At 58.7% G+C, this 13,376-nt stretch carries 15 protein-coding genes; 11 read left to right on the plus strand and 4 right to left on the minus strand.

Annotated elements, in window-relative coordinates; translation table 11 throughout:
- Window positions 1–8: 8 nt before the first annotated feature.
- Genes M6G53_RS19710 through M6G53_RS19730 form a run of 5 tightly spaced genes read left to right on the plus strand, consistent with a single transcriptional unit; the run spans window position 9 to window position 3,715 of the window.
- Window positions 9–239: a tautomerase family protein gene (locus M6G53_RS19710; protein WP_253333958.1), complete on the plus strand. Its 231-nt coding sequence runs from the start codon at window positions 9–11 to the stop codon at window positions 237–239.
- Window positions 236–907, plus strand: coding sequence for an HAD family hydrolase (locus M6G53_RS19715; RefSeq protein ID WP_253333960.1), 672 nt, complete (start codon window positions 236–238; stop codon window positions 905–907). Before M6G53_RS19710 ends, M6G53_RS19715 begins: the two co-directional genes overlap by 4 nt.
- A gap of 11 nt (window positions 908–918) precedes the next feature.
- On the plus strand, window positions 919–2,133 hold the full coding sequence (locus M6G53_RS19720; protein WP_253333962.1) for an MFS transporter: 1,215 nt from the start codon (window positions 919–921) through the stop codon (window positions 2,131–2,133).
- Window positions 2,130–2,525: a carboxymuconolactone decarboxylase family protein gene (locus M6G53_RS19725; RefSeq protein ID WP_087762589.1), complete on the plus strand. Its 396-nt coding sequence runs from the start codon at window positions 2,130–2,132 to the stop codon at window positions 2,523–2,525. Before M6G53_RS19720 ends, M6G53_RS19725 begins: the two co-directional genes overlap by 4 nt.
- An 11-nt stretch (window positions 2,526–2,536) precedes the next feature.
- The gene (locus M6G53_RS19730; RefSeq protein ID WP_253333986.1) at window positions 2,537–3,715 is read left to right on the plus strand and encodes an acetyl-CoA C-acetyltransferase; all 1,179 of its coding nucleotides are present in this window, start codon (window positions 2,537–2,539) and stop codon (window positions 3,713–3,715) included.
- Between the two features lie 50 nt (window positions 3,716–3,765).
- On the opposite strand, the gene M6G53_RS19735 is transcribed toward M6G53_RS19730, so the two are convergent.
- The 3 genes from M6G53_RS19735 to bhsA form a co-directional block, all read right to left on the minus strand.
- Window positions 3,766–4,764, minus strand: a complete 999-nt coding sequence (locus M6G53_RS19735; RefSeq protein WP_253333963.1) for an aldo/keto reductase — start codon at window positions 4,762–4,764, stop codon at window positions 3,766–3,768.
- A 191-nt stretch (window positions 4,765–4,955) separates the two neighbouring features.
- Window positions 4,956–5,705 carry a 3-oxoacyl-ACP reductase family protein gene (locus M6G53_RS19740; protein WP_055317023.1) on the minus strand — a complete coding sequence of 250 codons (750 nt, stop codon included), beginning with the start codon at window positions 5,703–5,705 and terminating at the stop codon, window positions 4,956–4,958.
- A gap of 148 nt (window positions 5,706–5,853) precedes the next feature.
- Window positions 5,854–6,114, minus strand: a complete 261-nt coding sequence (gene bhsA / locus M6G53_RS19745; RefSeq protein ID WP_025304435.1) for a multiple stress resistance protein BhsA — start codon at window positions 6,112–6,114, stop codon at window positions 5,854–5,856.
- A 294-nt stretch (window positions 6,115–6,408) separates the two neighbouring features.
- Here bhsA and M6G53_RS19750 point away from each other — a divergent pair, with 294 nt between their 5' ends.
- The 4 genes from M6G53_RS19750 to M6G53_RS19765 all read left to right on the plus strand — a co-directional run bounded on the left by M6G53_RS19750 (window position 6,409) and on the right by M6G53_RS19765 (window position 11,073).
- Window positions 6,409–7,077: a glutathione S-transferase family protein gene (locus M6G53_RS19750; RefSeq protein ID WP_253333965.1), complete on the plus strand. Its 669-nt coding sequence runs from the start codon at window positions 6,409–6,411 to the stop codon at window positions 7,075–7,077.
- Between the two features lie 47 nt (window positions 7,078–7,124).
- A complete protein-coding gene (locus tag M6G53_RS19755; protein WP_253333967.1) occupies window positions 7,125–7,532 on the plus strand; it encodes a VOC family protein in 408 nt (135 codons plus the stop codon).
- Between the two features lie 333 nt (window positions 7,533–7,865).
- Window positions 7,866–9,227 (plus strand): NCS2 family permease, encoded by a 1,362-nt coding sequence (locus M6G53_RS19760; protein WP_253333969.1) that lies wholly within the window; start codon window positions 7,866–7,868, stop codon window positions 9,225–9,227.
- Window positions 9,228–9,423: 196 nt separating this feature from the next.
- Window positions 9,424–11,073 carry a Na+/H+ antiporter gene (locus M6G53_RS19765; protein WP_253333972.1) on the plus strand — a complete coding sequence of 550 codons (1,650 nt, stop codon included), beginning with the start codon at window positions 9,424–9,426 and terminating at the stop codon, window positions 11,071–11,073.
- A gap of 38 nt (window positions 11,074–11,111) precedes the next feature.
- Here M6G53_RS19765 and M6G53_RS19770 read toward each other — a convergent pair whose 3' ends face one another.
- Entirely contained in the window at window positions 11,112–11,999 is an 888-nt protein-coding gene (locus M6G53_RS19770) for a LysR family transcriptional regulator (RefSeq protein ID WP_025304429.1), read from the minus strand.
- A gap of 139 nt (window positions 12,000–12,138) precedes the next feature.
- Between M6G53_RS19770 and M6G53_RS19775 the strand changes: the two genes are divergently transcribed.
- Both M6G53_RS19775 and M6G53_RS19780 read left to right on the plus strand, forming a co-directional pair.
- Window positions 12,139–12,561 carry a CidA/LrgA family protein gene (locus M6G53_RS19775; RefSeq protein WP_004936830.1) on the plus strand — a complete coding sequence of 141 codons (423 nt, stop codon included), beginning with the start codon at window positions 12,139–12,141 and terminating at the stop codon, window positions 12,559–12,561.
- Window positions 12,554–13,243, plus strand: a complete 690-nt coding sequence (locus tag M6G53_RS19780) for an LrgB family protein (RefSeq protein ID WP_253333974.1) — start codon at window positions 12,554–12,556, stop codon at window positions 13,241–13,243. The genes M6G53_RS19775 and M6G53_RS19780 overlap by 8 nt, the downstream gene beginning before the upstream one ends.
- The last annotated feature ends 133 nt before the right edge of the window (window positions 13,244–13,376 follow it).

The following is a 13,376-nucleotide window of genomic DNA, read 5'->3' on the forward strand; positions in this document are numbered from 1 at the left end:
GGTTTTCTATGCCAGTTGTTCAAGTTACTACCTGGAAAATGAACGATGAGAATAAAGTGAGAAACCTCATCGAAGAAATTACGCACTCAGTTCATTTACATTGTGGTGCGCCGTTGGACAAGATTTCTGTCGTCATCAGTGAAATTTCGCCATCGCGTTGGGCAGATGCCGGTGTATTGGGTAACGATACCGCTTTTCCGGTGAAAAGCCGCCGCAAGACTTATGAGGAGGACGCGTGACGTCTGCTGCGGCATTTTTCGATGTGGATGAAACCCTGATTAAAATGAAGAGCATGTTCCATTTTTATCATTATTGGAGCAATGTTCGCGGCACTCAGAAAGCTTATGAGGCGTTTATTAAACGCTTTCAACAGGCGGTTGCAGAAGGCGTGCCGCGAGAAGTGCTCAATCGCATGTATTACCGAGAGTTTTCCGGTACAGATATCGATGATGTTTATCAGGTCGCAGAGGACTGGTTCCATACATACCTGCATGAGAAAGAGGCTTATATCGCTTCTGCTGTCGATCGTTTTCAGCGACATAAAATCAGTGGCCATCTCACCGTTTTTATTTCAGGCTCCATGTTGCCGTTATTAAAACCGTTGGGGCAGAGGCTTGGCGCTGATGCCATTCTTTGTACCCAGTTGCTGTTGGATGCGAAAGGAAAGTTGACCGGGGAAATCGGCGAACCGCAAACCATTGGGCAGGGTAAGCAGCGGGCATTATTGTCATTTAGCCAAAGTCATCATATCGATTTGGCCAAAAGTTTCGCCTATGGCGATGACCTGTCCGATATTCCGATGCTGGCCGCAACGGGCAATCCGGTTTGCGTAGGCGAGCATTCAAACCTGGCGGAATATGCGCGCCGGAATAATTGGAACATGCTTGCAGAAAATGCCCCTAATTAGTTGAGAATATGATGAAAAATTTATCAAGTGATAATCAGCCATTAAGCATTAAAACCTGGTTGGCATTGGTGATCTTGGCCTTGTCCACGTTCACCATTGTTACCACCGAATTAGCGCCGATTGGCCTGTTGACGCCGATGGCCGAAGGCCTGCATCAGTCAGAGTCGATGATCGGCCTGACGGTCACGCTCTATGCGTGGGTTGGCGCGATCAGCGCGCTGTTGTCCTCACTGTTTCTGGGTAACTTGCCTAAGAAGCTGCTGTTGCTGACGTTGACGCTGATCATCTTGGTTTCCAACAGTCTGTGCGCCATGGTTGAACATTACCACTGGCTACTGGCTGCCAGAGTGATCGGCGCTTTGGCGCACGGCGCATTCTGGGCGATGATCGGTGCAACGGCGGTATCGCTGGTGCCGGCAAGATTCATCGGGCTGGCCACGTCCATCGTCTTCGGTGGCGTCTCTGCGGCCAGCGTATTCGGCGTGCCGCTGTCGAATTATATCGGGCTGAACGTCGGCTGGCGGCCGGCTTTTTGGTTGATGTCTTTGCTGAGCGTGATCGCATTGGTGGGGATTGCTTTGGTGGTGCCGAAGGTGAAAGCCAGTAGCGCCCTGGGCTTCGAGGCATTGGCTCGCGTATTGCGTTCAGGCGCACTGTGGCGCATCTATGGCGCGACCTTGCTGGCCATCACGGCACATTTCGCTGCATTCACCTTTATTGAACCCTGGTTGCACAGCGTCGGGGCAGTGACTTCCAGCATGATCCCGGTGATGCTTTTCGTCTTCGGTATCGCCGGCCTGGCGGGCAACTTTGTCACCGGTATGTTTATCGACAAATGGTTGAAACCGATGGTGGTGTTGTCTGTCGTGCTGATCGCCGCAACGCTGCTGACCCTGGGTCAGATGGGCAACAGCCTGACGAGCGCTGAAATCCTGGCGTTGGTGATCGTCTGGGGTCTGGCCGTTTCCGGCATCTTCGTCGGTTTCCAAACCTGGGTGCTGCGTCTGGCCGGTGAAAATGCGTTCCCTGCTTCAGCGATTTACGTCTCCTTCTTTAATGGCGCCATCGGCTGCGGCGCGTTGGCGGGGGCATGGCTGGTGTCGCTGTACAGCATGCCGGCGCTATTGATGATCGCGGGTATCGCCATTGCGCTCTCATTGCTGCTGATTGCGATGATTCCGGTTAAAGCCGAACAGGCGGCGGCGCTGGCGGGAGAAGCGTCATGAGAAGCGGGGAAGCGTTAACGCAGCACGGGCGTGCGATTATGGAGCTGCTCGAAACGGGCTTGGCCGATAAGGTGACCTGCCGTCTGCGGGAGTTGGACGACGACCTGCCGCGTTTGATCACCGACTATGCGTTTGGCGCGGTGGTTGGGCGTGAAGGTTTGGATCTCAAGAACCGGGAGATGATCACCGTCGCATCGCTTATCACCTTGGGCAATGCGTCCGGCCAGCTGGAACTCCATATGCGTGCGGCGCTGAATGTGGGGGTGACGCAACGGGAACTGCTGGAAATTGTGATTCAAATGGCGATCTATGCCGGGGTTCCCGCCTGCATGAACGCGCTTACCGTTTATCGCGCCGCCGTCGCTCAGCACGCTGCGCAGCCAGAAGAATAAGGACGATTGTGATGAGAGACGTGGTGGTGGTAGCGGCAAAGCGCACGGCGACGGGCAGTTTTCAAGGCGCGCTGTCCGACAAACCGGCGACGGTGTTGGGGTGTGCCGTGGTGAAGGCGCTGTTGGCTGAAAGCGGGGTGGCGGCACACGAGGTTGAGCAGGTGATCATGGGGCAGGTGTTGACCGCCGGGTGCGGCCAGAACCCTGCCCGACAAACGGCGCTGTTGGCTGGATTACCGGTGACGGTCCAGGCGCTGACGATCAATAAGGTCTGTGGCTCGGGGCTCAAGGCGGTGCATCTGGCGATGCAGGCTATCCAAAGCGGAGAAGCGGAGATGGTGATCGCCGGGGGGCAGGAAAACATGTCGTTGGCGCCGCACCTTATCGGCAATTCGCGTAAAGGCCAGCGTTTGGGGCACGGCGAACTGAAGGATTCGTTGGTGCATGACGGTTTATGGGATGCTTTCCATGATTTCCATATGGGCGTGACGGCGGAGAACGTGGCCAGGCAATTTAACATTTCGCGGGCGCAGCAGGACGAATACGCCGCACTGTCGCATCAGCGCGCACTGGCGGCGCAGCAGAATGGCCTCTTCCGCGATGAGATTGTCGCGATCGAGTCGGTCAGCCGCAAAGGGGAGATAACGCATTTCGAGCAGGATGAAGGGCCGCGCGAAACGCACTGCGAGAAGCTGTCGTTGCTGAAGCCGGTATTTCAAAAAGCGGGGACGGTGACGGCGGGTAATGCGTCATCGCTCAATGATGGTGCGGCGGCGGTGTTGCTTTGTAGCCGGGAGAAAGCGGAGAGTTTGGGGCTGGAGCCTCTGGCGGTGCTGGGGCATTTCAGCAACTCCGGTATTGAACCGGAAATCATGGGGGCGGCGCCGATAGAGGCAATTCGTCAGTGCATGAATAAACAGAATTGGCATGCGGAAGAGGTGGAAGCGCTCGAATCTAATGAAGCGTTCGCGGCGCAGGCATTGGCCGTTATGTCGGCTTCGGGTATCGATCCGCAGCGGGTGAACCCACAGGGTGGTGCGATCGCCTTGGGGCACGCGATCGGCGCCTCCGGTTGTCGTATTCTGGTTACGCTAATTCATCATATGAAGCGTAACGGATTGAGTAAAGGCATTGCCGCTTTATGCGTGGGGGGCGGCGAGGGGGTTGCCCTCAGCGTAATGAGAAAATAAATTGAGCATAAAAGAGGGCTGATATTTCAGCCCTCTCTATATGGATATTATCAGGCGTTTACGCCTTTCATTCCCTCAGGGCTATAGCGCTCTCCCATAATCGTTATTTTTTCCTTTAATGCATTAAGCAACGTTAAATCCTCTTCAGCCAATCTGATGTTTTCTGCCTGGGCATTTTCGATAGCGTAATGACTGTTTTTGGTACCAGGGATGGGGACGATTCTCTCATATTGCGCTAATAACCAGGCTAACGAAATTTGTCCTGGAGTACATTGATGCTTTTCCGCCAGCGGTGCGATAGCCTGCAGGATTTTAGCATTATGTTCGATATTGCTCTGGAGGAAGCGTTCATTGTTTTTGCGGAAATCATTATCGGCGAAGGCCTGATTGCTGAGGTATTTTCCGGTCAGGAATCCCCGGCCTAACGGAGAGTAAGGCACCACGCCGACGCCCAAGCGAATGGCTGCCGGCAGCACGCTTTCTTCGATATCGCGTGTCCAGAGTGAATATTCGGTTTGCAAGGCGCTGATCGGATGAACACGGTGCGCTTTTTCCAATGTGGCAGCAGAGACTTCACATAAGCCCACCTGCGCGATTTTGCCTTCTGTCACCAGCTGTGACAGACAGCCCATGCTCTCCTCAATATCCGCCTGGGGATCGACGCGATGCAGGTAATAGAGATCGATACGCTCGACTCCCAAACGCTGCAGTGACTCATGGCAGCAACGGCGAATGTAATCAGGCTGATTATTGATGCGGCGCGCATAGGCATTGTCATCGGCGCGATCGATACCGCATTTTGTGGCAATTTTTATCTTGTTTCGTTGGGCATGGCCCAGCGTGGCAAGGAAATGCCCTAATAGCCTTTCATTATGTCCTCTACCATATAAGTTGGCGGTGTCAATAAAATTGACACCGGTGTCAATCACCGTTTTTAATACCGCCAGCGATGTATTATCATCGGTATCGCCATAGAACTCACTCAATCCCATTGCGCCAAAACCCATAGCCGATACGGTTAAGCCATTGCCTAGCGTTCTTTCTTTCATATTAACTTCTCCATAGGGTGACTGGGCAGTATGGCATTGGCTGTAATAACAAGAGAATTTCAAAGTTGTCGATTCAAAAAAGGTATCGAGTGCGGCGTTGACATGATTAAGCCAAATAATACGTCCTCATTTAATCATGTTATTTCTATAAAAAAGCCCCTTCACGGGGCTTTTTGCCGTTCAGGGAAATATTACGCCGAGAAGCCGCCGTCGATACTCAGGCTGGCGCCGGTGATATAACCCGCCTGCGGGCCGGCGAGGTAGGCGACGAAGCCGGCGATCTCTTCATCTTTGCCGTAGCGGCCGATCGCCATCAGCTGCTTAAGCTGATCGGCGAACTCGCCGGCGTCCGGGTTCATCTCGGTGTCTACCGGGCCGGGCTGTACGTTATTGACGGTGATGCCACGCGGGCCGAGATCGCGCGCCATGCCTTTGGTCAGGCCGACCAGCGCCGATTTGCTCATGGCGTACACCGCCGCGCCGCCGAACGGCACGCGCTCGGCGTTGGTGCTGCCGATGTGGATGATGCGGCCGCCGTCGTTCATGTGGCGCGCCGCTTCCTGGCTGGCGACGAACACGCTGCGCACGTTGACCGCCAGCATACGATCCAGGTCTTCCAACGCCAGTTCCTCGGTGCTGCCGAGCGTAAACACCCCGGCGTTGTTCACCAGAATATCCAGGTTGCCGAAGTGGCTAACCGCCTGGCGGACCGCCTGCTGCAACGCCGCTGCATCGGCGCTGTCGGCCTTGATGGCGAGGGCTTTGCCGCCGGCGGCGGTGATGGCGCTCGCCACCGCTTCGGCGCGATCGGCCGAGGCGGCGTAGGTAAAGGCGACGGCAGCGCCTTCGCTCGCCAACCGTTTAACGATGGCGGCGCCGATGCCGCGTGAACCGCCCTGAACGAACGCGACTTTGCCTTGCAGAGGGTGTGCTGTGGTCATGTTATTTCTCCAAAGGGGGAAGGGTAAAGGCGTTATCCCCAGTATCGGTGAAATGTGTGGCGGCCACTGTTCACAAAGAGCTTTGCCCGCTAAAACGAGAAAAGCCCCTTGCGGGGCTTCTTTCTTCCGTCGGTTGGCTGTTCGACGATCAGTTGAAGATTTCTGCGGTGCCGTACAGCTTGTTCTGGCCACCGGCGGCGACGATGCGGTATGAGCTGGCGCCCGACGCGGCGGCTTTGCTGGCCAGTTCGCTTTCCAGCGCGCTCAGGTTGGTGGCGCCGCTAACGGAGACCACGCCGATTTTCTGGGCGTCTGCAGCGGGTTGGCTGGAAGGCAGGTCAGCGGCGAAAGTAGCGAAAGAAGCGGTAGCCAGCAGCGCAGCTGTAGCAAAAATTTTGACGTTTTTCATGATGTATTCCTCAGCGTATTGATTGGGTGAGAGCCTGTTGTCTCTCGATGTGTTAAATAGTAGTGCGGCAGGCTGGAATAAAAAATCGGAGAGTTTTGAGTATCTCATTCAAATAAACTGATTATTTTTTCACCCGCTGGCGCGCGGTAAAAATCGCCACTACCCTTTACAGACGATCTTTAACCGGAGAAGCGTAATGAGGCCAAACGCGTTTACCGATAACAGGGCGCTGGTGTCGTCGGTGTTTCAACACCGGGGCGGCGGGCCGGTGCGGCAACGGACAGGAGTGTCGTCATGATCATTGTTCATCATCTCAATCACTCGCGGTCGCAGCGCATTCTGTGGTTTCTGGAAGAGCTGGGGGTGCCTTATCAGGTACAACGCTACGAACGCGATCCGCACACCATGCTGGCGCCGCCGGCGCTGAAAAAGATCCACCCGCTGGGCAAATCGCCGGTGATCGTCGATGGCGACCTGACGCTGGCGGAATCCGGCGCCATCATCGAATATTTGCAGGAAGCCTATGACGCGCAAGGCATGTTCATGCCGACCGATTTCCACGCGCGCCAGCAGTACCGCTACTGGCTGCACTACGCCGAAGGATCGCTGATGCCGCTGCTGGTGATGAAGCTGGTGTTCAGCCGTCTCGGGCAGCCGCCGATCCCCTGGCTGCTGCGCCCGGTGGCCGGCGCGATCGGCAAGGGCGTGCAGCGCGAATACCTCGACAAGCAGATTGCGCCGCACTGCGAGTACCTCGAGCAGCACCTGAACAAGGGCAGCTGGTTCGTCGGCAACGATTTCAGCGCGGCGGACATTCAGATGAGCTTCCCGCTGGAGGCGATGGCGGCGCGCGGCGCATTGGATGATTGCCCGAAACTGCGGGGTTTCCTGCAGCGCATTCACGCCCGGCCCGCCTACCAGCGGGCATTGGAGCAGGGCGGCCCTTACGACCTGCTGAGTTAACCGGGTGGGCTATACTCGATGGGGTCATTCTTCATCGGAGGTAGCCCATGGCTACGCAAATCTTCGTTAACCTGCCCGTACGCGATCTGCCCGCCTCAATGGCGTTTTTCACCCACCTGGGTTTCACTTTCAACCCGCAATTTACCGACGATACCGCCGCGTGCATGGTAGTCAGCGACACCATTTACGTGATGTTGCTGACCCACGACAAATTCAGGATGTTTACCCCGAACCCCATCGGCGACGCCAAACAGGCTACCGAGGTGCTGGTGTGTCTGTCGCAGCCCAGCCGGGCGGCGGTGGATGAACTGGTGCGCAAGGCGATAGCCGGCGGCGGCAATACCTACCACCCGCCGCGCGATTACGGCGTGATGTACGGCCACGGTTTTCAGGACCTGGACGGCCATATCTGGGAGCTGATGTACCTGGATCCGGCGGTTCCGCAGGCGCAATAATCTCGCCGTAGCGGGTGTCGCCTGGGGCATCGGATCGCCCCGTCTTTTCGCGCAGCAGCCATTTCCGCCGTTTTCTGCATAAATTGCCGCGATCTTTAGTTGATTAGACGCTATGGAAGGCAGGATAATCGTTTGCCTTGAATAAACCACCATAAATCACCCGTACCGCGCGCTGCGAGTTAAACGTTTGCCTTGGTACGCATCGCCGTTGGCGGTGCGACGGAAGGGCAAGGATGCGGAACGTGACGTAAACGATTACGTGGCGATCAGGCGCGGGCGAGATTACAGGCCTGCTGCGACGGGCCGATTCATGAAACACAGGGGAAGTAACCTATGTCGAACTCTCAAGCGAACCACGCCGCAAAACCAACCGGCGGGCTTGATGGCTATTTTAAAATTTCCGCGCGCGGCAGCAGCGTGCGCCAGGAGGTGGTGGCGGGGTTGACCACCTTCCTGGCGATGGTGTACTCGGTGATCGTGGTGCCGAGCATGCTGGGCAAAGCGGGCTTCCCGCCGGCGGCGGTGTTTGTCTCCACCTGCCTGGTGGCCGGGCTGGGCTCGCTGCTGATGGGGTTGTGGGCTAACCTGCCGATGGCGATCGGCTGTGCGATCTCGTTGACCGCCTTCACCGCCTTCAGCCTGGTGCTGGGCCAGCACATCAGCATTCCGGTGGCGCTGGGGGCGGTGTTCCTGATGGGCGTACTGTTTACCATTATCTCGGTCACCGGCATCCGCGCCTGGATCCTGCGCAATCTGCCGATGGGCGTGGCGCACGGCACCGGCATCGGTATCGGTCTGTTCCTGCTGCTGATCGCCGCCAACGGCGTCGGCCTGGTGGTGAAGAACCCGCTGGATGGCCTGCCGGTGGCGCTCGGCGCGTTCACCTCCTTCCCGGTGGTGATGACGCTGGTCGGCCTGGCGGTGATCTTCGGCCTGGAAAAACTGCGCGTGCCCGGCGGCATTTTGCTGGTGATCATCGCCATTTCCATCATCGGCCTGATCTTCGACCCGGCGGTGAAATACCAGGGGCTGTTCGCCATGCCGAGCCTGGCGGACGCTGACGGTAAATCGTTGATCTTCAGCCTGGACATCATGGGCGCGCTGCAACCGGTGGTGTTGCCGAGCGTGCTGGCGCTGGTGATGACCGCGGTGTTCGACGCCACCGGCACCATCCGCGCGGTGGCCGGGCAGGCCAACCTGCTGGATAAAGACGGGCAGATCATCAACGGCGGCAAGGCGCTGACCTCGGATTCCCTGAGCAGCATCTTCTCCGGCCTGGTGGGCGCCGCGCCCGCCGCGGTCTACATTGAATCCGCCGCCGGCACCGCCGCGGGCGGCAAGACCGGCCTGACCGCCACCGTGGTCGGCATCCTGTTCCTGCTGATCCTGTTCCTGTCGCCGTTGGCCTATCTGGTGCCGGTCTACGCCACCGCACCGGCGCTGATGTACGTCGGCCTGCTGATGCTGAGCAACGTCACCAAGCTGGACTTCAACGACTTCGTCGACGCGATGGCCGGCCTGCTGTGCGCGGTGTTCATCGTACTGACCTGCAACATCGTTACCGGCATCATGCTGGGCTTCAGCTCGCTGGTCATCGGCCGCCTCTTCTCCGGCGAATGGCGCAAGCTGAACATCGGCACCGTGCTGATCGCCGTGGCGCTGGTGGCGTTCTACGCCGGCGGCTGGGCGATTTAAGACCCTCAGGTTTCCCTCGCCCGGCGGGCGAGGGAATCTGCCACGGCATTTCCCTTCTTAAGATAAGTCTTCTTCTGCTCTGCACCGCGCTTTGAAAGGCACAACAAGCTTTAACGGCTGTAAAAAAAGTGATCTACTATCGGGACAACGCAGGCCCTGAGCCGATGTCGTCTGAATCGTAGAGTCTAAGGAAAGCATGGAAATCTTTTTTACAATCCTCATTTTGATCCTGGTGGTCTCCCTGTCCGGGGTGGTGACGCGCATGTTGCCGTTCCAGGTGCCGCTGCCGCTGATGCAAATCGCCATCGGGGCCTTATTGGCCTGGCCGCATTTCGGGCTGCACGTCGACTTTGATCCCGAACTGTTCCTGGTGCTGTTCATCCCGCCGCTGCTGTTTGCCGACGGCTGGAAAACGCCGACGCGCGAATTCCTGCACCACGGGCGTGAAATTCTCGGCCTGGCGCTGGTGCTGGTGCTGATCACCGTGGTCGGCGTCGGCTATCTGATCTACGCCATGGTGCCGGGCATTCCGCTGGTGGCGGCCTTTGCGCTGGCGGCGGTGCTGTCGCCGACCGATGCCGTGGCGCTGTCCGGCATCGTCGGCAAAGGGCGCATTCCCAAGCCGATCATGGGCGTGCTCGAGGGCGAGGCGCTGATGAACGACGCATCCGGCCTGGTGTCGCTCAAGTTCGCCATCGCGGTGGCGATGGGCACCATGGTGTTCACCGTGGGCGGTGCGACCCTCGAATTCCTCAAAGTGGCGATCGGTGGCCTGCTGGCCGGCGTGGCGGTCACCTGGACCTACAGTAAATCGCTGCGGGTGATGAGCCGCTGGAGCGGCGACGATCCGGCGACCCAGATCGTGTTCCTGCTGCTGCTGCCGTTCGCTTCTTACCTGATCGCCGAACATATCGGCGTCTCCGGCATCCTGGCGGCGGTGGCGGCGGGGATGACCATCAGCCAGTCCGGCGTGATCCGCAACGCGCCGCTGGCGATGCGCCTGCGCGCCAACAGCGTATGGGCGATGCTGGAGTTCGTGTTCAACGGCATGGTGTTTATCATGTTGGGCCTGCAGCTGCCGGGCATTCTTGAAACCTCTATTCTGCAGGCGGAGCTGGATCCGACCATCCAGACCTGGTACCTGTTCGCCGACGTGGCCACCATCTACGCCGCGCTGCTGGTGCTGCGTTTCACCTGGCTGTGGGTGATGAAGAAGACCAGCAACCGCTTTATGAAAAAACGTCCGCTGCAGTTCGGCGATTACAGCACGCGTGAGCTGTGGGTGGCGTCGTTCGCCGGGGTGCGCGGGGCGATTACCCTGGCCGGTGTGCTGTCGATACCGCTGTTGCTGAGCGACGGCACCGCCTTCCCGGCGCGCTATCAGCTGGTGTTTATCGCCGCCGGGGTGATCCTGCTGTCGTTGATCGTCGGCGTGCTGGTGTTGCCGCTGCTGCTGCGCGGCGTGCAAGTCACCGACAAGAGCGCCAGCAAGCAGGAGGAGCGCATGGCGATCGCCATGGCGGCGGAAGTGGCGATCGAGAGCGTGAATAAAATGGAAGAGCGCCTGGTCGCCGATACCGAAGAGAACCACGATCCGCAGGTGTTGAAAGAGGTCAGTTCGCGGGTGACGGGCATGCTGCGGCGGCGCATCGCCTCGAAAGACGATATCGAGAATGCGCTGGCGATGGAAAACCTCGAGCGGCGTTTCCGCCTGACGGCGCTGCGCGCTGAGCGCGGCGAGCTGTACCACCTGCGCGCCACGCAGAAAATCAGCAACGAGACGCTGCAAAAATTGCTGCACGATCTCGACTTGCTCGAAGCGCTGTTAATCGAGCGCGAAGGGTAAAACTCTCAAGGGCCGCCGGTGCGGCCCTTGTTTTTTGGCTACTTGAGCGGCGGCCAGTAGTCGCGGCAACAGGCGATCCAGGCCTGCGCGCTGTGCGACAGGTAGCTGCCCTGGCGCCAGATCAGCCCGATTTTCCACTCCATGCGCGGCTCCAGCGGCAGCCAGACCAGGTTTTCCTTGTCCAGCCAGCGGCAGACCGGCTCCGGCAGCATGGCGATGCCCACGCCGGCCTGCACCATCGAGGCGAGAAAGTCCCATTGGCCGCTGCGCACCGCGATTTGCGGCTCGAAACCGGCCTGGCGAAACGCCTTCATCAGCATCTTGTACAGCGCAAAGTCTTCGTTATAAATCAGGATCGGGCTGTCGGCCAATTCGGCGATATTGATGCGGGTGCGGTTGAGCCACTGCGGCGTGCGCGGCGCCACCACGCACATCGGGTGACCCAGCAGCGGCAGAAAGGTCAGCGGCTGTTCCGAATCGAAGGGCAGCACCGTCATCGCCAGATCCAGTTCGCCGGACATCACCGCCTGTTCGACCGACAGCCCGCCCAGCTCGGAAATTTTCAATTCGATGCCGGGGTAGGTCTGGCGAAAACGGCGGATCAGATCGGCGATCTGCCTGCCGACCATCGGTGGAATGCCCAGCCGCAGCACGCCCTTTTTCACCGAGCTGATGTCTTCCAGCTCCGCCTCCAGCTGGCGGAACTCGTCGAGGATCGTCAGGCCGCGCTGATACACCGCCTGGCCGCTGTCGGTCAGGCGCAGCTTGCGGCCTTCGCGGATCAGTAGCGTGCATTCCAGCTCCTCTTCCAGATGCCGCAGCATCTTGCTGATGGTGGGCTGGGTGACGAACAGTTTTTCCGCCGCGCGGGTGAAGCTTTGCTGGCGCACCACTTCAACGAAGTAGCGCAGGGTGCGGACATCCACGTTAGGGCTCTCCTGGGGACGTTACCGGTAGGAAACTATTCCCGTACGGCATGATGCCGATAATTTTAATTCATTTCAGGCGTGGTTTCCCGGCTGCGTATACTGTAGGCCGTCAATTTATTGTTTGAGGTCATCTTTCATGTCTCTGGCGTTACGTCGCGTTGCTCCTTCCCTGTTGACCCGTTTGCAGGTGCCGATTCAGGTGGCGTTGTATGCGGCGCTGTTCCTGATCGCCGATCGTTTGGTGCAACAGTTCCACCTGCCGCTCCCTGCCAATATCGTCGGCATGCTGATGCTGCTGGCGCTGATCCTGCTGCGCATTCTGCCGCTGAGCTGGGTCAAGGCCGGCTCCCGCTGGCTGCTGGCGGAAATGCTGCTGTTTTTCGTGCCGGCGGTGGTGGCAGTGGTCAATTATGCCCAACTGCTGATGGTTGAAGGCTGGAAGATCTTTCTGGTGATCGCGGTCAGCACCATGCTGACGCTGGGTGCTACCGGGCTGGTGGTGGACAGGGTGTATCGGCTGGAGATCTGGCTGCAGCGACGGAAACAGCGCCATGAATGATTTTATCCTCAGCCTGGCCTGTTTTCTGGCGACGCTGGCGCTGTACTTCGCCAACAAGAAACTCTATCGCCGCCGCCGCTCGTTGCTGCTGATGCCGCTGGTGTTGACGCCGATGATCCTGGTGCTGCTGCTGGTGGTCACCCACATCTCCTATCAGGACTATATCGGCGAAACCCACTGGCTGCTGTGGCTGCTGGGGCCGGCGACCATCGCCTTCGCGGTGCCGGTGTACGAGAATCTGCACATCATCCGCCGCCACTGGCTGTCGCTGACCGCCGGGGTGACGACGGCGGTGCTGGTGGCGGTGTACAGCTCGGTGTGGCTGGCGCGCCTGCTGACGCTGCCGGAAGAGGTGCAGCGCAGCCTGGCGGTGCGTTCGATTACCACGCCGTTCGCGCTGGAGGCCGCCAAACAGATGGGCGGGCAGCCGGATCTGGTGGCGCTGTTCGTGGTGATCACCGGGGTGTTCGGCATGGCGGTGGGCGACATTCTGTTTCTGCGGCTGGCGGTGCGCAGCCGCCTGGCGAAGGGAGCCGGGTTTGGCGCCTCGTCGCACGGCGCCGGCACCGCCCGCGCTTATGAACTGGGGCCGCAGGAGGGCGTGGTGTCGAGCCTGGTGATGATGCTGGCCGGCATTATCACGGTGGTGGCCGCGCCGCTGATCGGCCGGCTGATGTGGTAAGACCTCTCGGGGCGGGCTCTGCCGCCCCTTTTACGTTGTCTGTCGTTGTGAACCATGCCGTTGATTGCCACACGAAAAAACGAAAAAATTTTTCAGCATAATTTTTCCCATCGTTATAACAAAAAACGATAGA

The sequence above is a fragment of the Serratia nevei genome (assembly GCF_024160145.1).
In the GTDB taxonomy this organism is placed as follows: domain Bacteria; phylum Pseudomonadota; class Gammaproteobacteria; order Enterobacterales; family Enterobacteriaceae; genus Serratia; species Serratia nevei_A.